The organism is Cognatundibacterium squillarum (assembly GCF_014652435.1).
GTDB lineage: Bacteria > Pseudomonadota > Gammaproteobacteria > Burkholderiales > Burkholderiaceae_D > Undibacterium > Undibacterium squillarum.
Genome location: NZ_BMYU01000008.1, coordinates 1 through 25,606 on the forward strand (window position 1 = coordinate 1; position 25,606 = coordinate 25,606).

The window sequence follows — 25,606 nt, forward strand, 5'->3', positions numbered from 1 at the left end:
CACATTTATTGGCTGTTGATTGTTAAAGAACTGTATTCTTTTCTGCTATCGCTGCGAAGCGTTGTGTTCGTCAGCAGCAGAGAAGCGAGATTATGAAGAAACGCGCGGATTTTGTCAACATCAACTGCAAACAATTTACTTCATTTGATCAAGCACAGATTTCTGATCACCAGAAAAAACTCTCGATTGTCGCTTAAAATCTTTTGCAGCAAATTCAATTTGCTTCAATTCTGGCAAAAGTTGTCTTCGCTTTGATTTTATGTCCTGTAAACACGAATTAACAAAAAACGCACCATAACAAGACGCCTCATTTTCAACAAACCATTGCGCCAATCTCCCCTGCAGTCTTACAGAATCATCTATCGCACCATCTGCGATTAGACTAGATACAAAAGATACTTCTGGATATTTCCGCTTAAGCTCTGATGTCGCCATCTTTAGGTCATCAAAAGAATCAGAAGACCATGCCACCGAGCAAGTCAGACACGCAATAAAAACTAAACTCCGAAAAAAAATCATGCCCACCTCCCGCTAACTCAATGAAGCCGCAATCCCCCTGCGTTCAGCCTCCATGTACTCCCGAGACTGCATTTCAACGATTCGAGACACCGTACGATGAAATTCACCAGAAAGAACACCATTTGTATAAAGCTCATCAGGCGACACTTCTGCAGAGATAATTAGTTTCACTTTATGATCATAAAAAACGTCAATTAACCAAGTGAACCTCCGAGCCTCAGATGACATTGCGGCCGACATTTTGGGGACGGATGAAAGAATCACAGAATGGAACTGGCTTGCGATTTCAAGGTAATCGTTTTGTGAGCGAGGTCCACCACAAAGTGTCCGGAAATCAAACCATATAACATCACCAGCACGCCTAAGGCAGGAAATCATTCGCCCCTCAATGCGCACGAAAGGCTCATCTTCGGACGCTCCTGCAAGCATCTGGAAAGCAGCGCGAAGCTTACTATCTGTTTCCGCACACAAGGGAGTGTGGTATGACCGAACCTGCTCCAAAGCCCGATGCCGATAATCGTTACCAGAGTCAACATTTAAGACATCTAGTCGTTCTTTTAACAACGCGATGGTGGGCAACATACGATCACGGTGCAAACCATCCGGATAAAGACTATCTGGATCATAGTTCGACGTCATCACAAAAGAGACTCCATTATCAAACAATGCTTTCAGCAAGTTGTATAGCAACATAGCATCAGCAACATCCGACACATGAAACTCATCAAAACAAATTAAGCGGTATTTTTTCGCAATCCGCCGAGCCACCTCTTTCAAGGGATCCTCCACCCCCTTCAGCTCATCAAGCTGACCATGAACATCGCGCATAAATTCGTGGAAATGAAGTCGGATTTTTCGAACAACTGGGACAACAGAAAAAAAACTGTCCATCAAGAACGATTTTCCACGCCCAACTCCGCCCCACATATAGACCCCTCTCGGAATCTCCGGTTTGGAGATTAAGCGGGTGAGACGATTTGCTCTCTTACCTTTATAAAACACCCACTCATCGTACGCTTGCTGCAACCTGGCAACAGCACGTTGCTGCGCGCCATCCAGTTTAAATCCGCGCCTATCGATTGCGTCTTGGTAGAACTCCTGAACATTCATTTCAAAACCGTATAAATAAAAAGAAATCCGCCACATGCCTAATCAGCAGCGGCGGACTCGTTTACGACAAAAACAGAATCAGAAATTCAGTGAGCGCTTATCTACCGCAAGTGCCGCTTCTTTTGTCGCTTCAGACAATGAAGGGTGAGCGTGGCAAATCCGAGCAATATCCTCAGCCGATGCGCGGAATTCCATTGCAACAACAGCCTCAGAAATCAGTTCAGAAGCCATTGGCCCAATAATGTGAACACCCAGAATCTCATCCGTTTTCGCATCCGCTAAAAATTTCACCATGCCGGATGTATCACCCAAAGCACGCGCACGTCCGTTTGCCATAAAAGGGAAAGTTCCCGCTTTGTACTCAACACCTTCAGCTTTGAGTTGCTGCTCTGTACGCCCAACCCATGCAATTTCAGGAGACGTGTAAATCACCCAAGGAATAGTTGAGAAGTTAACGTGACCATGTTGGCCGGCAATACGCTCAGCCACAGCAACACCCTCTTCTTCAGCCTTATGTGCGAGCATCGGACCACGGACAACATCGCCAACCGCCCAGACATTCGGCAAATTAGTTTTACAATCATCATCTACAACTACAAAACCACGTTCGTCCAGTGCCAATCCGACAGCTTCAGCATTTAAGCCGTTAGTGTTTGGCGTGCGCCCGATAGAAATAATCAATTTATCGAATTCAACTTCGTGCTCGCCGCCGTTAGCATCCGTGTACTTCACAGTAACTGATGTACCGTTATTAGCAATCTCACCAATCTTTACACCAAGGTTGATATTTAATCCCTGCTTGGTGAACAGCTTCAATGCCTCTTTCGCGATTTGCTCATCAACAGCAGCAAGGAAAGCTGGCATAGCTTCAAGAACTGTAACTTCCGCTCCAAGTCTGCGCCAGACGCTTCCCATCTCCAAGCCAATCACACCTGCACCAATAACGCCAAGCTTCTTAGGTGTATCAGCGATATTTAATGCACCTTCATTTGACAATACGACCTTTTCATCGAATGGCGTACCCGGCAATGCCCGCGCATTTGATCCTGTTGCAACAACAACATGTTTTGCCGTAAGAGTTTCCTCAGACTTACCGGAAACTTTGATTTGGTAAAGGCCTGCCTCCGCTTTCTCAAAGGCGCCAAGGCCGTGAAAAAAACTCACTTTGTTTTTCTTAAACAAATACAAAATACCATCATTATTTTGCTTCACAATCGTATTTTTGCGGCCAAGCATTTTAGAAACATCAATACTCAACCCCTCAACACCGATACCGTGGTCAGCAAACGCATGACCGGCATGCTCAAAATGTTCTGACGATTGCAACAAGGCTTTAGACGGAATACAACCGACATTTGTGCATGTACCACCGGGAGCTGGGCCACCTTTTTCATTTACCCAGGCATCGATACATGCTGTCGAAAAACCAAGCTGCGCTGCGCGGATTGCGGCAATATACCCGCCAGGACCACCACCAATAACAACTACATCAAATTGTTTGCTCATAAAAAACCTGTATTAATAAGAACCCTCTTCTGGAATAAATATCCAGGCAAGAAGATAAAAAATGAAACCTGTACCAAAAATACAAACAAAGCCGACAAATAGCAGGCGCCAAATCCAAGATTCTGAATTCGAATATCTGGCTAACCCACCACATACACCACCAAGCCACCGGTCACCTATTGAGCGACGTAATAATGGTTGACTTTGCGTGACCAATAAAGAAGAAGCTTCTGAACCCAAAGAGGACAGAAGCTTTTCTTTTGCGCGACTGAACTCTGCATCAGACAATTGCCCCGTCTGATGCAGATAACCCAACTTACTAAGTTCGTCAGCGAGGCTCACAATAACATTACAGATCCAGCAACAAGCGAGCCGGGTCTTCCAGAGCTTCCTTCATCGCTACCAGACCGAGCACTGCCTCACGGCCGTCAATAATACGATGATCATAAGACATTGCCAGATAATTCATCGGACGAACAACAATCTGCCCATTCTCGACAACTGCACGGTCTTTAGTGGCATGAACCCCCAGAATAGCGGATTGTGGTGGGTTAATGATTGGTGTCGACAGCATCGACCCGAAAGTACCACCATTGGAAATAGAGAAAGTACCACCGCTAAGATCATCCAGTGTCAACTTACCCTCTTTTGCTTTTACAGCAAATTCCGCAATCTTACGTTCAATATCAGCGATCGACATTTGATCAGCATTGCGCAGAATAGGGACAACCAGACCGCGAGGAGAGCCTACCGCAATACCGATATCGAAATAACCGTGATACACAATATCGTTGCCATCAACAGACGCGTTCAAAATCGGGTATTTTTTCAATGCAGCAACCGCCGCCTTTACAAAAAATGCCATGAAGCCGAGCTTGACGCCATGCTCTTTCTCAAATTTATCTTTGTACTTTGCACGCAACTCCATTACTGGCGCCATATTAACTTCGTTAAATGTCGTCAGAATAGCATTCGTAGATTGCGATTGAACCAGACGCTCTGCAATACGTGCACGCAAACGGCTCATCGGAACGCGCTCTTCAGGACGGTCACCCAGATTTACCGAAACTGGCGCAGCAACTGCCTGCAAAGCAGGTTTCGCTGCTGGAGCGGCAGCCACGACCGGGGCAGCTGGTTTTGCTGCCACTGCAGCGAGTGCATCACCTTTAGTAACACGCCCATCCTTGCCGGTGCCATCAACCTGCGCAGCGGACAAATTATTTTCAGCTAAAATTTTTGCTGCAGCTGGCATAGCCACGCCAGCAGAGGATTTTTGAGCAGCCGCTTCTACCGCAGCCACTGGAGCTGCTGCAGATGTTGTCGCTGCAACAGGAACCGCACCAGCGACCGCTGCAGTATCAATAATCGCGATAACCTCGCCAGCAACAACCGTACTGCCGTCACCTTTAATAACCTGTGTAATAACACCGTTGTCAGGTGCTGGCAGTTCCAGTACAACTTTATCTGTTTCAATATCGATCAGATTTTCATCGCGTGTAACTGCTTCACCAACTTTTTTATGCCAGCTCAGCAACGTTGCTTCAGCAACGGATTCAGATAACTGAGGAACTTTTACTTCGATAATAGCCATTATTTACTCTCCGTTTCGGGTAGCCAGATACCGGTTCAGCTTCTGAACCGGTATCGCGTCATTATTTAGTCAGAACAAAGCCCTTCAGCTTCGCGAATGCAGTGTCCAGCAACGCTTTTTGCTGCGCATAGTGCTTGTCGTAATAACCGACAGCTGGTGATGCGCTAGCCGGGCGACCGGCATACGCCAGTTTTTGCCCATCTTCCAGATTTTCAAAGATATTGTGCTGAATCTGGAACCAAGGTCCTTGATTCTGCGGTTCATCCTGCGCCCAAACCAATTCGACCATGTTCGGGAATTTTTTCAACTCTGCTGCAAATGCTTTATGCGGGAATGGATACAACTGCTCAACGCGAATGATTGCAACATCAGCAGCAGCGCGTTCTTTACGAGCATTAACCAAGTCGTAATAAACTTTACCGGAGCAAGCAATAACACGTTTTACTTTGGATGCATCAATTTTTTCATCCACTTCACCGATTACCGTATGGAAATGACCATGAGTCAAATCTTTCAATGGTGAGCCAGCATCTTTATTGCGCAGTAGAGATTTAGGCGTCATGATTACCAGCGGCTTGCGGAACTGACGAATCATCTGACGACGCAATAAGTGGAAAATCTGAGCACCAGTTGTCGGTTGAACAACTTGCATATTATTGTCAGCACACAGCTGCAAGAAACGCTCAAGACGAGCAGATGAATGCTCTGGCCCTTGTCCTTCATAGCCATGCGGAAGCATCATTACCAAACCATTAGCACGGCCCCATTTGACTTCGCCCGAGCTGATAAACTGATCAATAACTACCTGCGCACCATTCGCAAAATCACCGAATTGAGCCTCCCAAATTGTGAGAGTATTTGGCTCAGCAGAAGAATATCCATATTCAAAAGCCAGAACTGCTTCTTCAGAGAGAACGGAGTCAATTACGGTAAACGGCGCCTGTTTATCAGAAACATTTTGCAGCGGAATATACGTACCGGAATCCCAACGTTCGCGATTCTGATCGTGCAAAACAGCATGTCGATGTGTGAACGTACCACGCCCAGCATCCTGACCAGTAATACGAATGGCGTATCCAGCGGCAACCAAAGATGCAAACGCCAGATGCTCACCCATCCCCCAGTCAACATTCAACTCACCACGTCCCATTGCAGCACGGTCCCCGAGTACTTTTTCAACAAGACTATGCACTTTAAAGCCTTCTGGCACAACAGTAATACGCTCAGCCAGACGCTTGATTTCAGTAGCAGGAATCGCAGTATCAGCTGCATCCGTCCACTTGCGGTTCAGGAACGGAATCCAATCAACCGCATATTTATTTTTAAAGTTGGAAATCACCGGGTCACGGGAATGCTTTCCTGCATCCATAGCATCACGATAAGCTTTGACCATCTGATCGCCACCGTCTGCAGGAATAATTCCTTGAGCAGCCAGCTTGTCCGCGTAAAGCTTACGGGTGCCAGGGTGTGTACCGATTTTTTTGTACATCAATGGCTGCGTCAGTGCCGGTGTATCTTGTTCATTGTGCCCAAGCTTTCGGAAGCAAATGATGTCAACTACGATATCTTTCTTGAATTCTGTACGGTAATCGAGGGCGATTTGAGTCGCCAACACAACCGCTTCCGGATCGTCCGCGTTGACATGCAACACAGGAGCTTCGATCATTTTCACGACGTCAGAGCAATAGGTTGTCGAACGTGCATCACGAGGATCAGAAGTCGTAAAACCAATTTGATTATTAATGACAATATGAACAGTACCACCGGTACCATAACCGCGAGTCTGAGCCAGATTCAGCGTTTCCATAACAACGCCCTGACCGGCAAAGGCTGCATCGCCATGAACGAGAATTGGAAGAACCTGGGCGCCTTCTTTATCACCGCGGCGATCCATACGTGCCTTAACAGAGCCCTCAACAACCGGATTAACGATTTCCAGATGTGAAGGGTTAAAAGCGAGAGACAGATGCACTGGTCCGCCTGGCGTGGAAACATCAGACGAAAACCCCTGATGGTATTTCACATCACCGGCAGGCAGGTCGTCAGCATGCTTACCTTCAAATTCAGCAAACAGGTCCTGAGGCATTTTACCGAGCGTGTTCACCAGAACATTCAAACGCCCACGGTGCGCCATGCCAATAACAATTTCTTCAACACCACGTTCACCCGCACGCTGAATCGCCTCATCCATCGAAGCAATAAAACTTTCGCCACCTTCGAGAGAAAAACGCTTCTGACCAACGTAACGTGTATGTAAATAACGCTCCAAGCCTTCAGCAGCTGTCAATCGCTCGAGAATACTTTTCTTCTTCTCAGGCGTAAAATTCGGGGTTGAGCGAATCGATTCGAGACGTTGCTGCATCCAGCGCTTCTCCGCCGGATCGCTGATGTACATGTATTCAACGCCAACAGAACGGCAATATGTATCACGCAACGCATTCAGCAAATCGCGCAGCGAAGCGTTTTCAGTACCAAAATACGTGTTACTGATATTAAACTGCGTGTCCATATCAGCATCAGTAAATCCATAGAACGCAGGATCCAGCTCTGGAATCTGAGGACGCTCCTGGCGTTGCAGTGGATCAAGATTTGCCCAACGACTACCCAAAAAACGATATGCAGCGATTAACTGTTGTGCAGCGACACGCTTACGACCCATTTCAGCATCGGCAGCGGCATGAACTGTACGAATTGGGCCTTGTTTTGCACGCTCTGCAAACGATGCGATGACTGGAGCATGTGCCACGTCCGGACGACCGGAACCATCGACTGCCGGCACATTTTGCATTGCATCAAAGTATGCACGCCAGTTTTCCGGCACTGAACCTGGGTTGTTAAGATACGCTTCGTACAATTCTTCGACGTATGGCGCATTGCCACCGAATAAATACGAGCTAGCATTATATTGTTGCATCATCTTGCTCACCTTTCTTCGCGTTTCGCGAGATTAGCGGGTTAATCTAACCTTCCGCGACACGGCCTGACCGGTTAGCGGATCGCACATCAAGTTGTGGGGAAGGACTTTTTTCAATTTATTCTCGCACCGGGTTCAAAACACACGCAAAGAATACATACCTTTTGAATCTGAAACGAAAATCGTATAAACACATATATATGCGAGCCGAAGCATAGCACAAGTTATTCCGAAAAAAAAAGCGAGTCGTAGCGACTCGCTTTCTTTTTTAAATGCACACCATATCAGATAATTAACGCTTATCCATTGGTGGAACATCACGTTTTGGGGCGCCGATAAACAACTGACGCGGACGACCGATTTTTTGCTCAGGATCAGAAATCATTTCCTTCCATTGCGCAATCCAGCCGACAGTACGAGCCAGAGCAAAAATACCCGTAAACAGCGCTGTTGGGATACCCAGGGCACGTTGAACAATACCCGAATAGAAGTCTACGTTCGGATACAGTTTACGAGACACGAAATATTCGTCCGACAGAGCAATACGCTCCAGCTCCATTGCCAGCTTGAACAGAGGATCATCCTGCAAGCCCAGTTCATTCAGAACTTCGTAGCAAGTTTCACGCATCAACTTAGCGCGCGGATCGTAGTTTTTGTAAACACGATGACCAAAGCCCATCAGCTTAACGCCAGAGTTCTTATCTTTAACCTGCTCAATAAACGCAGGAATATTATCAACTGAGCCGATAGATTCCAACATATCCAGAGCCGCCTCATTGGCGCCACCGTGCGCCGGCCCCCACAAACATGCGATACCTGCAGCGATACATGCAAAAGGATTTGCGCCAGAAGAGCCCGCAAGACGCACTGTCGATGTAGAGGCATTCTGCTCGTGGTCAGCATGCAAGATCAAAATGCGATCCAGCGCACGAACCAAAACTTCATTTACTTTATACTCTTCGCACGGAGTCGAGAACATCATGTGCATAAAGTTTGCCGTGTAAGAGAGGTCATTACGCGGATAAACGAACGGCTGACCGATCGAATACTTATATGCCATTGCAACCAGGGTCGGCATTTTGGCGATCAAGCGAATCGCAGAAACTTCGCGATGATGCGGATCGTTGATGTCCAGCGAATCGTGGTAGAAGGACGACAAAGCACCGACAGTACCAACCAGTACGGACATTGGGTGCGCATCACGACGGAAGCCACGGAAGAAAAATTGCATTTGCTCATGAACCATGGTGTGACGCGTCACAGTATTCACAAACTTTGCCTTTTGCTCAGCATTTGGCAGTTCGCCGTTCAACAGCAGATAGCATGTTTCCAGGAAATCGCCGCCATTCACTGCCAATTGCTCAATCGGGTAACCACGATACAGCAACTCACCTTTATCGCCATCAATATAAGTGATGGAAGAGTTACAGGCAGCTGTGGACATAAAGCCCGGATCATAAGTAAATTTACCTGTCGCACCATAAAGCTTGCGAATATCAATGACATCCGGGCCGATAGTGCCTTTATAAACAGGCAATTCCAGTGCTGGAGAACCATCGGAGAACGAGAGGGTTGCTTTTGTATCAGAAGTTATCATGGCTCTTCCTTCAAAAAAGAGGTGAGTCTTTAGTTAATCAAAAAAACACAAAAAATCAGGTGACTCGCTCAGGCAATACGCAAACGATTCAGCAATTCATGCACATGAGGGAGATCTACCTCCCCTTCTGGCTCTTTTCGCGCCATTATCAGATCCATCAGCTCATTATCTGACAATTCCATCAAGCGACTAAAGGCATCCACTTCCCCATCCGTCAGTGTTTCCTCATGCGCATCCAGGAACCTTGTCAGAATCAGATCATTTTCCAGCAAACCACGACGCGCGCGCCAGCGCAGTCTTGCACGTTTAACCGGATCACTCTGATGAGAATTTGCAGCAGGCTCAGACATAGTCACTTTCTCTTTTGATGCTTTCTATTTCATGCTTATCTCAGAAGAAATAAGCATGAAATAGAAGCGGCACAAGCCGCTTCTATCAATCAGTTATACAGCACGACGAACCATCAGCTCTTTAATCTTACCAATAGCACGTGTCGGGTTCAGCCCTTTCGGACAGACATCAACGCAATTCATAATGGTATGGCAACGGAACAAACGGTACGGATCTTCCAGATTATCCAGACGCTCTCCGGTAGCCTGATCGCGCGAATCAGCGATAAAACGATACGCCTGCAGCAAACCAGCAGGGCCAACGAACTTGTCCGGATTCCACCAGAAAGACGGACAAGAAGTCGAACAGCATGCACAGAGAATACACTCGTACAAACCATCCAACTCTTCACGCTCTTCCGGCGACTGTAAACGCTCTTTTTCCGGAGGAATCGTGTCGTTAATCAAATATGGCTTGATCGAATGATATTGCTTGAAGAACTGAGTCATATCAACGATCAGATCGCGAATAACCGGCAGACCTGGCAACGGACGCAGCACGATGGGCTCTGTCAGCTCATTCAGATTTGTCGTGCAGGCGAGGCCGTTTTTACCGTTAATGTTCATTGCATCGGAACCGCATACACCTTCGCGGCAAGAGCGGCGCAACGCGAGAGAGTCATCAACATCGGACTTAATGCGCTGCAGAGCATCCAGCAACATTTTATCGGTATCCTGCAAGGTCACTGTCAGATCTTGCATATAAGGCTTCGCATCCTTGTCCGGATCGTAGCGGTAAATCTTAAATTTCAATGTACGTGCCATGGCAATTTCTCTTTAGAATGTACGAGCTTTTGGCTTGAAGGTTTCCACAGTCAGCGGCTTGGTTGTCACTGGTTTGTAATCCAGACGATTACCATCCGAATACCACATGGTATGCTTCATCCATACTTCATCATCGCGCTTCTCGTAATCGCGGTGCGCATGAGCACCACGCGACTCTTTACGAGCTGCTGCGGAGACAATAGTCGCTTTCGCTGTTTCAATCAGATTATCCAGCTCCAGTGCTTCAACACGGGCTGTATTGAATACCTTGGATTTATCTTTAAATGAAACATGCTTGCAACGCTCATTGAGTTCCATAATTTTCTGAACGCCTGTCTGCAGGAGTTCATCTGTACGGAATACGCCACAATATTGCTGCATTGCACTACGAATTGCATTTGCCACATCCTGAACACGTTCAGTACCGGTCGAGGTCTCAAGCTTAGCAAGGCGGGCCAGTGCACGATCTGCAGCATCAGCAGGTAATTGTTTGTGCTCTTTTTGCTTCAGACTCTGCGAAACGATGTGGTTACCAGCTGCGCGACCAAACACAACCAGATCCAGCAGAGAGTTCGTTCCAAGGCGGTTAGCACCGTGAACGGACACACAAGCACATTCACCGATTGCATACATACCATTAACGATTTTGCTTGAACCGTTGCTATAGTCCACAACCTGACCATTAATGTTAGTAGGAATACCACCCATCTGATAGTGAATTGTCGGAACAACAGGAATAGGCTCTTTTGTCGCATCGACGTTTGCAAATTTACGACCGATTTCGAGAATCGATGGCAGACGTTTGCGAATCGTATCAGCGCCAATGTGACGCAAATCCAGCAGAACGTGGTCTTTGTTTGGACCGCAGCCGCGACCTTCTTTGATCTCCTGATCCATAGAACGGGAAACAAAGTCACGCGGCGCCAGATCTTTCAGAGTCGGAGCATAGCGCTCCATGAAACGCTCACCCTGACTATTAATCAGAATACCACCTTCACCACGCACACCTTCGGTAATCAGCACACCGGCACCGGATACCCCGGTTGGGTGGAACTGCCAGAACTCCATATCTTGCAGCGGCAAGCCTGCGCGTGCAGCCATACCCATACCGTCACCGGTATTAATAAATGCGTTTGTAGAAGCAGCGAAAATGCGACCGGCGCCGCCTGTTGCGAAGACAGTGGTTTTTGCCTGCAACATCATCACTTCGCCGGTTTCCATTTCCAGCGCAACGACACCGAGGACATCGCCATCTTGATCACGAATCAGATCAATCGCCATCCATTCGACAAAGAAATGGGTACGTGCGCGAACGTTACGCTGATACAGCGTGTGCAACAACGCGTGTCCGGTACGATCCGCGGCAGCACAAGCTCGCTGCACAGGTTTTTCACCCATGTTTGCAGTATGACCACCAAACGGACGCTGATAAATAGTGCCATCAGGATTACGGTCAAATGGCATACCAAAATGCTCAAGCTCGTAAACAACTTTTGGCGCTTCACGACACATAAATTCAATTGCGTCCTGATCGCCCAGATAATCGCCACCTTTTACGGTGTCAAACATATGCCAGTACCAGTTATCTTCGGACATATTGCCAAGCGAAGCACCGATACCACCCTGCGCCGCAACAGTATGCGAACGGGTTGGGAATACTTTAGACAAGACAGCAACATTCAAACCAGCTTCGGCCAGTTGAAGAGATGCACGCATACCGGAGCCACCCGCTCCGACGATTACCGCGTCAAAACGACGGGTAGGAATTGTGGATTTAATTGCAGCCACGTTTAAACTCTCCACAGAATTTGTGCCGCATAGAAAGCACATGCAACCAGCCACAGAATGGTGGCAACCTGAAATACGATACGAACGAATACGTTTTTAGTGACGTAATCCATCCATACATCACGGATACCAACCCAAGCGTGGTAAAGCAGACTCAGGATGACAGCGAAAGTCGCTGCACGGAACCACTGGCAAGTGAATATCGCTTGCCAGCCTTCATAACTAAAATTACGGCCAGTCAGGAATAACACCAACAGAATTACGGTGTAAACCGCCATGACAACTGCAGTTGCACGCTGAGCAAGCCAATCGCGCAAGCCATAATGCGCACCAACCACAAGACGTTTCGGGCCAATATTTTTATTCGTCATTTCAGAACACTCCGAACAATTTCAAACCAACCAGAGCTGCCAGTGTCAGGCTGAATGCCAGAACAGAAGCTGCAGATTTACGCGCGGTGTGCTTATCCAGACCGTAATGCAAATCCATAATCAGATGGCGAATACCTGCGCAAAAATGGTGCAGATAAGCCCAGACCAACACCAGAATAACCAGCTTGGCAAAGACGCCGGATGTCAGATTACGAATTTTATAAAATCCCATATCTGATGCCAGACTGGTATCCAGCAGATACAGAATAAAAGGCAGCAGCACAAACATCAGCACGCCACTGATACGATGCAAAATGGACACCACACCTGCCAGCGGAAGCCGGTATCCGAGCGCATCGGTGAGCCCCATCACGCCGTGACGACGCCCATCTTTAACAACTTCAGACATAAATAATCTCCCCATTAACTAGTCTGTCATTTAAATCTTACAATTTTCGCCTATTTTGGTGCATTGCACCAAGCAAAATCTCATTTCAAGTGCGAAAACTTCATAATCTTAATCCGTTTTAACCCAAACCGTTCAGCAAACCCTCATCCGTTCAGATCTGAAATACTTTTCAATCAGTTCAGTTCGTTACGATAATGATGGTGACTAGTCAGATACAGGCCGCGACGCAACTCAACCGGTTTATCGCCAAAGGTAAATGAAACGCGCTCAACACTCAGCAAAGGTGTTCCGGCAGCAACCTGCAAAAGCTGCGCAACCTGCTCGTCTGCGCACACAGCGCGGATCTGCTCACTGGCACGAATCATGTGAGTTCCGAATTCAGTCTCAAACAAGCCGTACATTGGCCCCTTGTATTCATTGAGCCGCTCGGCAGTTAACCCTTTAAAGATCGCGCCAGGCAGCCAGAGATCATCGAGAATCGTTGGCACACCGGAAAAAGACTGCACGCGACGAATAAAAATCACAGAATCACCAGATTTAATATCGAGCATTCGCGCAACCTCGGCTGGCGCACGCAGGCGCTTCACCTCTACGATCTGATTCTCAGGGTAATGCGGCACACCCTCATCAGGAGCAAGCCGCAGAAAACGAAATTGGGAGCGCGCCTCATGGTGAGTCGCAACAAAAGTTCCCTTCCCCTGCCGGCGAACAACAAGATTCTCGGCAGCGAGTTCGTCGATGGCTTTGCGCACAGTTCCCTGGCTGACTTTAAAGCGTGATGCCAACTCAATTTCACTGGGAATCAACTCACCGGGCTTCCACTCACCCGACTGAAGACTCTGCGTGATCAGCGCTTTGATCTGCTGATACAGAGGACTAAATGTAGGTGACGCAACAGAAACAGCAGTGCCGGAGGATCCGCCTGAAGCGGCGCCGGACAAGGGGTTTTGCGTGTTAGAGGCGTTGGAATTCATAGTTCGTAATTTCATCACAAACACCCCCATAAGTCCAGTGCAACTTATAGGTGATATGTCTTATATAAGACATAAGATAGTGATTGACACAAAGGTACACAACACCTAAACTGCCGAACAACTCAGGCTGGCTTACCCTGAAACCGAATTTGCACTCCGAGCAATATAGTCTGATTACCAGCAATGTAAAGCCCGGATCTGTGATTTACCCTTTATGTTTACTGACTGTTTTCATTTTCAGCAGTATGATTCAGGGTTAGGCTTACCATTTATACAGAGCCACTTGGCTCGGTAAGCGTCTCAACGTTTTTTTATCACTTCGGAGAAGCATCATGGCGAAATCCCCAATGCGTGTGGCAGTGACTGGCGCAGCCGGTCAGATCGGTTATTCCCTCCTGTTCCGTATCGCTAACGGCGATATGCTGGGCAAAGACCAGCCGGTAATTCTGCAACTGCTGGAAATCCCTGACGAAAAAGCTCAAAAAGCGCTGAAAGGCGTAATGATGGAGATCGATGACTGCGCGTTCCCGCTGCTGGCTGGCATGACTGCACACAGCGATCCAATGACTGCATTCAAAGATGCTGACGTTGCTCTGCTGGTTGGCGCACGTCCACGTGGCCCGGGCATGGAACGTAAAGATCTGCTGGAAGCGAACGCACAGATTTTCACTGTTCAGGGCAAAGCACTGGACGCAGTTGCATCCCGCAACGTTAAAGTTCTGGTTGTTGGCAATCCGGCTAACACCAATGCTTACATCGCGATGAAATCCGCTCCAAGCCTGCCAGCGAAAAATTTCACTGCAATGCTGCGTCTGGATCACAACCGCGCTTTGTCTCAAATCGCTGCAAAAACTGGCAAACCGGTTTCCGCGATTGAAAAACTGTGCGTATGGGGTAACCACTCTCCAACAATGTATGCTGATTATCGCTTCGCGACAATCGACGGTCAGTCCGTAAAAGACATGATCAACGATCACGAATGGAACAAAGACGTGTTCCTGCCAACCGTTGGCAAACGTGGTGCAGCAATCATTGAAGCACGTGGCCTGTCTTCCGCAGCATCGGCAGCGAACGCAGCAATTGACCACGTTCGTGACTGGGTACTGGGTACAAACGGTAAATGGACAACCATGGGCATCCCTTCCGACGGTTCCTACGGCATTCCTGAAGGCACAATGTTCGGCTTCCCTGTGACAACTGAAAATGGTGAGTACACCATCGTTCAGGGTCTGGAAATTGATGAATTCTCTCAGGAACGTATCAACATCACGCTGAAAGAATTGCAAGAAGAGCGTGACGGTGTGAAACACCTGGTAGGCTGATAAGGCTACAGGCAGCGGACTTACGCAGTTCGCTGCCTTGCTCCATTACGCGAAGACTTGATGCACCCCTCCTCCGTATTATTTCAGGATCAGCCCGTTCCGGCATTGTTGCCGGTATGTGACCATTACGCCGGATCCGAAAAACTCATGCGCAAGTCGATGGCTTTACAAGCCGAACTTGGCGCCTGTTTTGATATTACCTTTGATTGCGAAGACGGCGCAGCAGCAGGCAGCGAAGCTGAGCATGCACGTCTGGTAGCGAGACTTATTCTGAGCGAAGAAAACCGTTTTCAGCGCATCGGCGTCCGCCTTCATGCGAGCGGGCACCCGTCATTTACTCAGGATCTGGCATTGATCGTCACGCCATGTGAAAGCAAACTGGCTTACGTGGTTTTGCCAAAAGTCAGGAATGCCGCAGAAGTATCACAGGCAATCCACCTAATCAGAGCTCATATCAAAGCAGAATTACCCCCGGTTCATGTTCTGATCGAAACCCATGAAGCACTGGCAGATGTGATGGCAATTGCCGCCATTCCTGAAGTGCAATGCCTGTCATTTGGCATTATGGATTTCGTTTCTTCGCATTTCGGTGCAATTCCGGCTGCCGCCATGCACAGTCCGCAACAGTTCCGGCATCCGCTGATCGTGCGGGCGAAGACAGAACTGGCCGCGGCATGTCATCGTTACGGCAAGATTGCCTCTCATAACGTCACCACCGACATCAGCAACCCTGATGCAGCTTATCAGGACGCATTGCTGGCTGGCAGCCAGTTTGGCTACCAGCGCATGTGGAGTATCCATCCCCAGCAGATCCGCGGAATCGTCGATGCATTTGCACCGGCAGACCACGAAATCACCACCGCAACCGCATTGCTTTTGCAAGCGCAGTCGGCTGACTGGGGACCGGTACGTTTTGAGGGGCGCTTACATGACCGTGCCAGTTACCGCTATTACTGGTTTGTATTACAACGTGCGAGGTTGTGCGCAAAGCCATTGCCACCCGAAGCACTTGAGTTACTCTGAAGGAGACACCCATGACTGAACTGTTGAAATCGTTTGCCGGACTGATGCTGGCTGGTAGTTTGCTGGCAGCACCTGCTGTGAATGCGGCAACGGCACCAGCGAAAAGTAAAGTCAGCAAGTCGCACAAAGCGGCCCCTGCCCCGGCAGCAACTGAATCTAAAGAAAAAGATGAAGACGATATCGTTCCGGATGTCACTGCGCATAAAAATCTGGAATACAAGTGCGAACTGGGCAACACACTGACTCTGTACACCAACACAGAAGATCCGCACCACGTGGCAATGCGCTGGAAAAAGCAACTGGTTCGTATGACCCGTGTTGATACCAGCACCGGGGCAAACCGCTTTGAAAACCGTAAGGCGGGCTTTGTATGGATTGGTATTCCTGCAAAGAGCATGCTGCTGGACTCCAAAAAAGGTCAGCAGTTAGCCAATGAATGCAAAACCACTGACCCTGTGATTGCGGAAACAACACCTGATGTCAGCGCAGCGCCAGCAGAAAACACCACACAGGTGAAATAAGTTTTAGCCCTGATCAATTGGAATATCAACGACAGGCTGCATCAGGGCGATTCACTAGTAAGCATGTTTGATCGTTGATTATCGTAAATAAGGAACAGCCATGAGCCAAAATGCGTACCAAGATGCATTCAAAACCCTGAAAGACTTTAAGATTTCAGAAACAAAAAAAGGCAAGTTCTTCTCTTTGCCTGCACTGGAAAAAAACCTGGGCGTGAAAATTTCCCGTCTGCCGGTTTCTATCCGTGTGGTTCTGGAATCTGTTCTGCGTAACTGCGACGGCAAAAAAGTTACAGAAGAACACGTTAAACAACTCGCGAACTGGGCACCAACTGCATCCCGCGTTGATGAAATCCCGTTCGTCGTTTCCCGTGTTGTTCTGCAAGACTTTACCGGTGTTCCGCTGCTGGCCGATCTGGCTGCAATGCGTAACGTCGCTTCTGCTCAGGGCAAAAATCCTAAGAAAATCGAACCACTGGTACCAGTAGATCTGGTTGTTGACCACTCCGTTCAGATCGATCACTTCCGTGAGAAAAAAGCGCTGGATCTGAACATGAAACTGGAATTCTCCCGTAACAATGAACGTTATCAGTTCATGAAATGGGGTATGCAGGCGTTTGACACCTTCGGCGTTGTGCCACCAGGCTTTGGTATCGTTCACCAGGTTAACCTGGAATACCTGGCGCGCGGCGTACATAAAGTCAAAGACGCTAAGAAAAACGAAGTTTACTATCCTGACACACTGGTCGGTACTGACTCCCACACCACCATGATCAATGGTATCGGTGTAGTTGGCTGGGGCGTTGGCGGTATCGAAGCGGAAGCTGGTATGCTGGGTCAGCCGGTTTACTTCCTGACACCGGACGTTGTTGGTGTGAACCTGACCGGCGTACTGCGTGACGGCGTCACCGCAACCGATCTGGTACTGACTATCACTGAAATGCTGCGTAAAGCCAAAGTTGTTGGCAAATTCGTTGAATTCTTCGGTGAAGGTACACGTTCCCTGTCCCTGACAGACCGCGCAACCATCGCTAACATGGCACCGGAATACGGCGCGACTATGGGCTTCTTCCCGGTTGACGAAGCAACCATCGATTACTTCAAAGGTACAGGTCGTACCAAAGCTGAAATCGACGCATTTGAAGCTTACTTCAAAGCGCAAAAAATGTTCGGCATCCCTAAACAAGGCGATATCGACTACACGACCGAACTGAGCCTGGATCTGAGCAGCGTTGCACCTTCTCTGGCTGGTCCTAAGCGTCCGCAAGACCGTATCGAAATCGGCAATGTGAAATCCACATTCTCCGACCTGTTCTCCAAACCTGTTGCAGAAAACGGCTTCAACAAAGCAGCTGAAGATCTGGAAAAAGAATTCACCACTTCCGATGGTATCAAGATCAAGAGCGGTGACGTTCTGATCGCTGCGATCACTTCCTGTACCAATACTTCTAACCCTAGCGTTCTGCTGGCAGCGGGTCTGGTAGCGAAGAAAGCGGTTGAAGCTGGTCTGAAAGTTGCTCCGCACATCAAAACATCGCTGGCGCCTGGCTCCCGCGTTGTGACTAAATACCTGGAAGCAGCCGGCCTGCTGCCATATCTGGAAAAACTGGGCTTCGGCGTAACTGCATACGGTTGTACAACCTGTATCGGTAATGCCGGTGACCTGACACCAAGCCTGAACGAAGCTATCACTTCCAACGACGTGGTTGCCGCTGCTGTTCTGTCTGGTAACCGTAACTTCGAAGCACGTATTCACCCGAATATCCGCGCTAACTTCCTGGCATCGCCACCACTGGTTGTTGCATACGCAATCGCCGGTAACGTGACACGTGACCTGATGACACAGCCAGTCGGCACCGTAAAAGGTAAAGACATCTATCTGGGCGACATCTGGCCAAGCACAGAAGAAGTAAACAAACTGATGAAGTTTGCGATGAACTCTAAACTGTTCAAAGACAACTACGCAGATGTCAAAGCAGCACCGGGCAAACTGTGGGAAAACATCAAAGGTGTGGCAACCGGCGAAGTATACAACTGGCCAGATTCCACTTACATCGCAGAACCACCGTTCTTCGCGAACTTTGAAATGGAACCACAAGCTGCATCCACATCCATCGTTGGCGCGCGCGCTCTGGGTCTGTTCGGTGACTCCATCACCACTGACCACATTTCTCCGGCTGGCTCGATCAAAGAATCCAGCCCTGCAGGTAAATGGCTGAAAGAAAACGGTGTTCTGAAAGCGGACTTCAACTCTTACGGTTCCCGTCGCGGTAACCACGAGATCATGATGCGCGGTACGTTTGCTAACGTCCGTATCAAAAACCTCATGATCCCTGCACGTGAAGACGGTTCCCGCGTTGAAGGCGGCGAAACCCTGTTCCAGCCAACCGGCGAACAAATGTCTATCTACGACGCAGCAATGAAATACGTCGCAGAAGGCACACCAACCATGATCTTCGGTGGTGAAGAGTACGGTACTGGTTCTTCCCGTGACTGGGCAGCAAAAGGTACGCAATTGCTGGGCGTGAAAGCGGTTGTAGCGAAATCTTTCGAACGTATCCACCGTTCCAACCTGGTTGGTATGGGCGTTCTGCCACTGCAATTCCTGAATGGCGATGGCATCGACTCTCTGGGTATCACAGGCAATGAAACATTCAGCCTGGAACTCGGCGACGATATCAAACCGCAACAGGAAGTCACTCTGGTGATAACCCGTGCAAACGGCGAACAGCAAAAAGTTCAGCTGTTGCTGCGTATTGATACTGCTATCGAAGTGGATTACTACAAACACGGCGGTATTCTGCCATTCGTTCTGCGTCAGCTGCTGTCTGCGTAATCGAAGTAGTCGTTCCGAAAAAGCCCTCCGCATTGCGGGGGGCTTTTTTATTTTCACAGCGCATTCTTCGCCTTACTGAAAAGACTGCACCGACAGACATCCGGTAAGGCATCAAATCCGGCCTTTTCAGACCCAAATGCGGTGTTCAGCACAGCGATCCGGCGGTCGTCGGCAGAAAGTCCGGGCCTCCGGAAATTCAAAATGACGATAGCTGCACAAATAACCTGAATATGACAGTAACAGCAGCCCGGAAATGCTCTGCCCTTTCACCGATGCAAGGCAGGCGTAAGGAAGTTCCGTTAGGCTGCAAAGCAACGAGGCAGGTTTGACGGCTTCGCGAATCTACAATTTAAGGAGATGACTATGTGGAAAATTCTGGTGGCGTTTATTGTGTTTGCCGGGGCGGCGCTGTTTTTGATTTTCAAAGCCGGCGATAAAGTGGATATGCAGGGTGAAGCCGGTGCGCATAACCCGACCGAAGTTCACGCAGCCCCTGCCAGCGAACCAGCAGCTGCGCCGGCACCGGTTGCTGCACCAGCGCCAGCCTCCGCACCGGACAGCGCCAGCAAGTAAGGTTTTCGGCGATGTGCGCCAGCATCGCCAAACCCCATCCATCGTCAGGCTTACAGTTGCTGTAATGCCTGACAAATATCCGTTTTCAGATCTTCTGTATTTTCCAGCCCGATATAAAAGCGCACCAATTGCCCTTTTTCAGTCCAGCTCTCACGCATTCCCTGCATGCGGTACGGCACACATAAACTATGCGATCCGCCCCAGCTGAAGCCGATACCAAACAGCGCCAGCGCATCGACAAAGTGATCGACCTGCTCTTCTGAATATTCTTCTTTAAAAATCACAGAAAACAGTCCGGCTGCACCAGTGAAATCACGCTGCCATATCGCGTGTCCGGGGCATTCCGGCAACGCAGGATGTAATACGGTTTGAATTTCCGCCTGTTCTGTCAGCCATGCTGCAATGTCACGGGCACTGCGATCATGTTCGGCAAAACGCAAAGCTAGCGTCGGCAAGCCGCGCAGCACCAGATACACATCATCCATACCAACACCCAGCCCAAGCCGCATATGGGTCAGCTGAAGGCGCTTATACAGTTCGGCATCATTCACCAGTACCGCTCCCATCAGCACATCCGATCCGCCACTCTGGAACTTGGTCAGCGCCTGCATAATGATGTCAGCCCCATGTTCAAAACCCGGGTACACAATCCCGGCAGACCATGTGTTATCCAGAGCTACCACGATTTGATGGCGGTGTGCGACTTCTGCAATCGCTGGCAGGTCCGGAATTTCCATTGACACTGATCCCGGTGCCTCTACCCAGATCAGACGGGTTTCCGGACGAATGTAATTTTCAATATCAGCCCCGCACATAGGCGGATAAATCGAAACAGCGATACCGAATTGGGTTTGCAGCCAGTGCGCCAGTTCTTTGTTCGGCGAATACGCATTATCCGGTATCAGCACATGATCACCGCTCTTCAGCAACGCCAGATCTACCAATGAAATGGCTGCCAGCCCACTCGGTGCCAGTATGCAGTGCTGCGCATTTTCAATTTCCGCCAGACGGCGCTCTAAGGTAAAACTGGTTGGTGTACCATGCAGGCCGTAAGTGTAAGACTGCTTATCCAGCCAGTTACGTGAGCGCATTGCAGCCACATTCTCAAACAACACCGTCGACGCATGATGTATTGCTGTCGGGTAGGCCGCAAATCCTGCGGGCGCCTGATATGCCGAATGATTCAGTCGGGTGGAAAGTTGTTTTTTCTCGTTTTGCGGTGAATTTTTCATCAGATTTTCATCATTAAATGTTATAACTGATTGCTGTCCGGTATACTGTTTTCACTTACAAGAAACCAGAACATCACCAGACGCCGCCTGCTTCGCTGGCAAGTGCCACAGCAGCATCATGACACAACACCAGATAAAACACTGCAGTGACCGGATTTTTCAGATTCAGATTCCCCACAAATCAGCGCCTTACCGCATGGCTGCGCTGTGTCACGCTGCCACTGTTACTTCTGTCTTCAACTGCAACTGCAAGTAATAAGGTCGTCTATCCTGCCGGCGAAATTGCCGGCGACACCCGTTACCGGGATGTCATTGAATTGCTGACGACGGCGCTGGAAAAAACCCGTCCGGCTTTCGGCGCATATACCTGCCAGCCAAGCCAGCGACAGGTGCCGAAAAAGCGGGTCATCGCTGAACTTGCAAGTGATGATCGCAGTATTAATGTACTGTGGAATCCGGGTTCTGCGAAACTCGAACAAGACTTTCTGACTATCAAAATACCGTTGCGTAAAGGCTTACTGGGTTACCGCGTCATGCTGATCAGAAAAGATAAGCAAGCGATGTTTGAGAATGTCCGCACCTTGCAGGACCTCAAAACCATACGCTTCGGTCAGGGCACGGGATGGATCGACAATACAATCTTTCAGCATCAGGATTTACCATTGGTCGAAGCGCCCTATCCGCAATTATTTGCGATGCTGGACGCTGACCGCTTCGATGCATTTCCGCGTGGCGTGGGCGAAATCCTGGATGAACTGGAAATGCAAAAAGAAAAATTCCCCAACCTGACCATAGAAAAGAATTTATTACTTTACTACCCGTTTCCGTACTATTTTTTCTTCAACAAGAAAGACGCTGCATTAAAACACCGCGTAGAAACCGGCCTGAAAATGATGCTGAAAGACGGCAGTTTTGACGCGATTTTTCTTAAATACCATCAACAAGCCATTCAGAAGCTGGATTTGCGCAACCGCCGCATGATCACGCTGACCAATCCGGATCTGGCGCCTGATACGCCACTGAACGACATTCGCCTTTGGTACAAACCACCAGGCATGAGCGTAACGCGCTGATCAGTGCCACTCAGACTTTTACATCGATATGCTGCAATGCTCTGGCAGTGCCGTTTTCACTGAGCCAGAATCCGCTGGCACCCAGCTTCGCAGCCTGCTTGCCATCCGGTGTACGCATATCCCAGGCAGTTGCGGCATTACCCAGAAATAATGCACCTACGCCGGCATCTTTCAGTGACACAAACTGATTGCCCTCCGCACCACCCGGCACCACGATACCAAGCTTACTAAAGACCGGATCATTCTCATCAATCCAGTGATTCGCATCGCTGTCATAACGTGCAAGTTCGGCGAAACCGTCTCCGCTCGCAGGTCCGAATAACTGACTGCCACGGTTAATCGCTTCACCCGTGTGGGATTGCAGCGCAAGATAGCCGCCATGCAGAATTGCCGGCAAAGCAACCTGATGACCGTTGTTATCCAGATCCAGCATCAGATGATCCTGACCGAGCTGCGCAGATCCTGCATCGAAATTCAACACCAGCGGATCGCGCATCGCCTGCGACTGGACGCGGACGCTGGTGCTTTGTCGCAATGTGATTTCCGACTGCATTTCAAATGAAAAAGCGACACTGATCTTCTGATTATCCGCCGTCGTAATTTCGCCCTGCGCCTCGAATTTCAGGGAATTCACCTGTTTAAAATACAGCGTGTCTGCCACCAGTGAGGTTTGAGCTGCACCGTATTGTGCGCTGGCAGCAGTCTGTTGCGCCTCCCCAGACTGACTGATTTCGCCAGGCAAAGACACCTCCATGCCGAACATTTCCCGCAGCAAATCCACCAGCGTCTGCAGATTTCCATCACTGATTCCACCACTGGCAAGCGCCCCGTCGCTTGCAGGTGAAGACGGAATACCCATACTGAGTTCGCCCCTGTTAGTTTCTGTCGGCGGAGAAGTGCGCTGCAAACGCTCAGCAAGATCACGGCTACTTTGCAGGCTGACTTTGTCCTGAGTCGGGGACGCCAGACTCGCCACTGAAGCTGCGGCAGTCTGCACGGATGATGAAACAGCCAGCGTTGTTTGCTGACGAAACTGTATTTGCTGTGAAGTCTGGCCAGATGCCAGGCCAACACTGGAACTCTGGATACGCATACGCCCCTCCCGTCAGAAGCATTAACAAGCGCCTAACCACGCTGGCTGGCATTCCTCCGGTAACGGCACTTCTTTTGAAATCTGCAATAAAAAAGCCCCGTTATTGATATCTAACGGGGCTTTTTTTTATTGATGAGCCGGATCAGCTTTTCCGCTTGCCGGTAACCGCTTGCTTTACCGGCTGAAGACGAAAATACAGTTTCAGTGTTTCATCTGCCGGCATCCAGTTTCCTGACAAACCTTCTTCCAGCCATTCCGCCTCCAGCGTACCCGAAACATCCGTACCATTTTCTGACTCTTCGAGACTGACTTGCGATCCCGACCATTCACCGGCAAGTAATACTTTTTTCTTCCAATCAGGGCCGATCAGATAATAGCCCTCCAGACTTTCCGGCTCTTCTTTTTTGGGCTGCAAATGCATTTCAATCAGCTTTCCACCCAACTGGCCTCTGAATACCTGTGGCTGAGAAAAGCTGCGCTGCTGCGCTACCGTTTTCGGTATTGAGGACGATTCTGCACCGGCAAACACCGATACAGGCATCAGTAATCCCAACAGAAAAAGCCCGGTAACGCGCAGCATTACAGCGCCTCGCCCCACATATCATGCGCATCTGCGGCTGTAATGCGAACATCGATGAATTCGCCCACCTTCAACTTACGATGCGGCTCAAACGGTGGTTTGACATACACAACGCCATCAATCTCTGGTGCATCAGCAGCGCTGCGGCCGATGCCACCACTGCGATCGAGTTCGTCGATCAGAACACGCACGGTTTTGCCGACTTTCGCCTGCAGACGCTCACGGGAAATTGATTCCTGCAATTCCATTACGCGACGACGACGGTCTTCACGTACTTCATCCGGCAACTGGTTCGCGATTTCATTGGCTGTCGCTCCCTCTACCGGTGAATATGCAAAACAACCGAGGCGATCGATTTTGGCTTCTTTCAGGAAATCCAGCAGGTATTGAAATTCTTCTTCTGTCTCACCGGGGAAACCGGCAATAAATGTGGAGCGAATGGTCAGATCAGGACACATCGCACGCCACGCTTTGATGCGCTCGATATTTTTCTCTCCGCTGGCCGGGCGTTTCATGCGCTTCAGCACATCCGGATGAGCATGCTGCAGCGGCACGTCCAGATACGGCAATACGTGCCCGTTATTCATCAGAGGAATGATTTCATCCACATGCGGATACGGGTAAACATAATGCAACCGTACCCAGGCATCGTATTGTTTTGCCAGTTCGCCCAGTGCCTCAGTCAGCTGCGTCATGTGGGTTTTTACAGGACGACCATTCCAGAATCCGGTACGGAACTTCACATCCACGCCATATGCACTGGTATCCTGAGAAATCACCAGCAACTCTTTCACGCCGGCTTTAAACAGGTTTTCCGCTTCCAGCATGACATCTGCAATCGGACGCGAGACCAGATCACCACGCATCGAAGGGATAATGCAGAAACTGCAACGATGGTTACAGCCCTCAGATATTTTCAGATAAGCATAGTGCTTCGGTGTCAGCTTTACTCCCTGAGCGGGGATCAGGTCGACAAACGGTTCATGTGGCTTCGGAAGATGCTTATGAACTGCGGCCATGACTTCACCAACCGCATGTGGCCCGGTGACTTCCAGCACTTTCGGATGCACACCCTGAATCAGATCATTCCCGTCAGCATCTTTTTTCGCACCCAGACAGCCGGTGACAATGACTTTCCCGTTTTCGGCCAGTGCTTCACCGATTGCATCCAGCGACTCCTGCACTGCGGCGTCAATAAATCCGCAGGTATTTACGATGACCAGATCGGCACCATCATACGATTTAGCAGTTTCATAACCTTCTGCGCGAAGCTGCGTCAGAATCTGCTCTGAATCGACCAGTGCTTTCGGGCAGCCGAGGGAAACAAATCCAACTTTCGGGGCATCGCCTGCAGGCTGGCGACGGATTTCAGAGATAGCCATAGTATAAATTCAACAAAAAAGGTACAAAAGCGAACCCGCTA

23 protein-coding genes are annotated in these 25,606 nt (G+C 49.2%); 6 read left to right on the forward strand and 17 right to left on the reverse strand.

Going from position 1 to position 25,606, the window contains the following annotated elements:
* Nucleotides 1-135 precede the first annotated feature (135 nt).
* From IE092_RS14550 to IE092_RS14610, 13 genes are all read right to left on the reverse strand, one after another.
* On the reverse strand, nt 136-471 hold the full coding sequence (locus IE092_RS14550) for a hypothetical protein (RefSeq protein WP_189357934.1): 336 nt from the start codon (nt 469-471) through the stop codon (nt 136-138).
* Nucleotides 472-531: 60 nt separating this feature from the next.
* The gene (gene zapE, locus IE092_RS14555) at nt 532-1,629 is read right to left on the reverse strand and encodes a cell division protein ZapE (protein ID WP_189358105.1); all 1,098 of its coding nucleotides are present in this window, start codon (nt 1,627-1,629) and stop codon (nt 532-534) included.
* A 78-nt stretch (nt 1,630-1,707) separates the two neighbouring features.
* Nucleotides 1,708-3,135 (reverse strand): dihydrolipoyl dehydrogenase, encoded by a 1,428-nt coding sequence (lpdA, locus tag IE092_RS14560; RefSeq protein WP_189357935.1) that lies wholly within the window; start codon nt 3,133-3,135, stop codon nt 1,708-1,710.
* A gap of 12 nt (nt 3,136-3,147) precedes the next feature.
* A complete protein-coding gene (locus IE092_RS14565) occupies nt 3,148-3,477 on the reverse strand; it encodes a PspC domain-containing protein (RefSeq protein ID WP_189357936.1) in 330 nt (109 codons plus the stop codon).
* Between the two features lie 7 nt (nt 3,478-3,484).
* The gene (gene odhB, locus IE092_RS14570; RefSeq protein ID WP_189357937.1) at nt 3,485-4,726 is read right to left on the reverse strand and encodes a 2-oxoglutarate dehydrogenase complex dihydrolipoyllysine-residue succinyltransferase; all 1,242 of its coding nucleotides are present in this window, start codon (nt 4,724-4,726) and stop codon (nt 3,485-3,487) included.
* Nucleotides 4,727-4,787: 61 nt separating this feature from the next.
* Nucleotides 4,788-7,643, reverse strand: coding sequence for a 2-oxoglutarate dehydrogenase E1 component (locus IE092_RS14575; RefSeq protein WP_189357938.1), 2,856 nt, complete (start codon nt 7,641-7,643; stop codon nt 4,788-4,790).
* Between the two features lie 289 nt (nt 7,644-7,932).
* Nucleotides 7,933-9,237, reverse strand: a complete 1,305-nt coding sequence (gene gltA / locus IE092_RS14580) for a citrate synthase (RefSeq protein WP_189357939.1) — start codon at nt 9,235-9,237, stop codon at nt 7,933-7,935.
* Nucleotides 9,238-9,305: 68 nt separating this feature from the next.
* A complete protein-coding gene (locus IE092_RS14585) occupies nt 9,306-9,587 on the reverse strand; it encodes an FAD assembly factor SdhE (RefSeq protein WP_189357940.1) in 282 nt (93 codons plus the stop codon).
* Between the two features lie 93 nt (nt 9,588-9,680).
* Nucleotides 9,681-10,391, reverse strand: a complete 711-nt coding sequence (locus IE092_RS14590) for a succinate dehydrogenase iron-sulfur subunit (protein WP_189357941.1) — start codon at nt 10,389-10,391, stop codon at nt 9,681-9,683.
* A 12-nt stretch (nt 10,392-10,403) separates the two neighbouring features.
* Complete coding sequence (sdhA, locus tag IE092_RS14595) at nt 10,404-12,179, reverse strand: succinate dehydrogenase flavoprotein subunit (RefSeq protein WP_189357942.1); 1,776 nt, start codon at nt 12,177-12,179, stop codon at nt 10,404-10,406.
* A 2-nt stretch (nt 12,180-12,181) separates the two neighbouring features.
* Nucleotides 12,182-12,550 carry a succinate dehydrogenase, hydrophobic membrane anchor protein gene (gene sdhD, locus IE092_RS14600; RefSeq protein ID WP_189357943.1) on the reverse strand — a complete coding sequence of 123 codons (369 nt, stop codon included), beginning with the start codon at nt 12,548-12,550 and terminating at the stop codon, nt 12,182-12,184.
* 1 nt (nt 12,551) lies between these two features.
* Nucleotides 12,552-12,959 carry a succinate dehydrogenase, cytochrome b556 subunit gene (sdhC, locus tag IE092_RS14605; protein WP_189357944.1) on the reverse strand — a complete coding sequence of 136 codons (408 nt, stop codon included), beginning with the start codon at nt 12,957-12,959 and terminating at the stop codon, nt 12,552-12,554.
* 173 nt (nt 12,960-13,132) lie between these two features.
* Nucleotides 13,133-13,933, reverse strand: coding sequence for a GntR family transcriptional regulator (locus IE092_RS14610; RefSeq protein ID WP_189358106.1), 801 nt, complete (start codon nt 13,931-13,933; stop codon nt 13,133-13,135).
* 332 nt (nt 13,934-14,265) lie between these two features.
* Between IE092_RS14610 and IE092_RS14615 the strand changes: the two genes are divergently transcribed.
* The 5 genes from IE092_RS14615 (at nt 14,266) to IE092_RS14635 (ending at nt 20,205) form a co-directional block, all read left to right on the forward strand.
* Nucleotides 14,266-15,255, forward strand: coding sequence for a malate dehydrogenase (locus IE092_RS14615; RefSeq protein ID WP_189357945.1), 990 nt, complete (start codon nt 14,266-14,268; stop codon nt 15,253-15,255).
* A gap of 60 nt (nt 15,256-15,315) precedes the next feature.
* Nucleotides 15,316-16,278 carry an HpcH/HpaI aldolase/citrate lyase family protein gene (locus tag IE092_RS14620; RefSeq protein WP_189357946.1) on the forward strand — a complete coding sequence of 321 codons (963 nt, stop codon included), beginning with the start codon at nt 15,316-15,318 and terminating at the stop codon, nt 16,276-16,278.
* Between the two features lie 11 nt (nt 16,279-16,289).
* Nucleotides 16,290-16,799, forward strand: coding sequence for a hypothetical protein (locus tag IE092_RS14625; RefSeq protein ID WP_189357947.1), 510 nt, complete (start codon nt 16,290-16,292; stop codon nt 16,797-16,799).
* Nucleotides 16,800-16,899: 100 nt separating this feature from the next.
* Nucleotides 16,900-19,632 carry an aconitate hydratase AcnA gene (gene acnA, locus IE092_RS14630; RefSeq protein ID WP_189357948.1) on the forward strand — a complete coding sequence of 911 codons (2,733 nt, stop codon included), beginning with the start codon at nt 16,900-16,902 and terminating at the stop codon, nt 19,630-19,632.
* Between the two features lie 363 nt (nt 19,633-19,995).
* On the forward strand, nt 19,996-20,205 hold the full coding sequence (locus IE092_RS14635; RefSeq protein WP_189357949.1) for a hypothetical protein: 210 nt from the start codon (nt 19,996-19,998) through the stop codon (nt 20,203-20,205).
* Nucleotides 20,206-20,255: 50 nt separating this feature from the next.
* Here the strand turns inward: IE092_RS14635 and IE092_RS14640 are convergent, their stop codons facing one another.
* Nucleotides 20,256-21,437, reverse strand: a complete 1,182-nt coding sequence (locus IE092_RS14640; RefSeq protein ID WP_189357950.1) for a cystathionine beta-lyase — start codon at nt 21,435-21,437, stop codon at nt 20,256-20,258.
* A gap of 317 nt (nt 21,438-21,754) precedes the next feature.
* On the opposite strand from IE092_RS14640, the gene IE092_RS14645 reads away from it, so the two are divergent.
* The gene (locus IE092_RS14645) at nt 21,755-22,510 is read left to right on the forward strand and encodes a type 2 periplasmic-binding domain-containing protein (protein WP_189357951.1); all 756 of its coding nucleotides are present in this window, start codon (nt 21,755-21,757) and stop codon (nt 22,508-22,510) included.
* A 10-nt stretch (nt 22,511-22,520) separates the two neighbouring features.
* On the opposite strand, the gene IE092_RS14650 is transcribed toward IE092_RS14645, so the two are convergent.
* The 3 genes from IE092_RS14650 to rimO form a co-directional block, all read right to left on the reverse strand.
* Nucleotides 22,521-23,603 carry a hypothetical protein gene (locus tag IE092_RS14650; protein WP_189357952.1) on the reverse strand — a complete coding sequence of 361 codons (1,083 nt, stop codon included), beginning with the start codon at nt 23,601-23,603 and terminating at the stop codon, nt 22,521-22,523.
* Between the two features lie 142 nt (nt 23,604-23,745).
* Nucleotides 23,746-24,183, reverse strand: a complete 438-nt coding sequence (locus IE092_RS14655; protein ID WP_189357953.1) for a hypothetical protein — start codon at nt 24,181-24,183, stop codon at nt 23,746-23,748.
* On the reverse strand, nt 24,183-25,565 hold the full coding sequence (rimO, locus tag IE092_RS14660) for a 30S ribosomal protein S12 methylthiotransferase RimO (protein WP_189357954.1): 1,383 nt from the start codon (nt 25,563-25,565) through the stop codon (nt 24,183-24,185). The genes IE092_RS14655 and rimO overlap by 1 nt, the downstream gene beginning before the upstream one ends.
* Nucleotides 25,566-25,606: the final 41 nt, after the last annotated feature.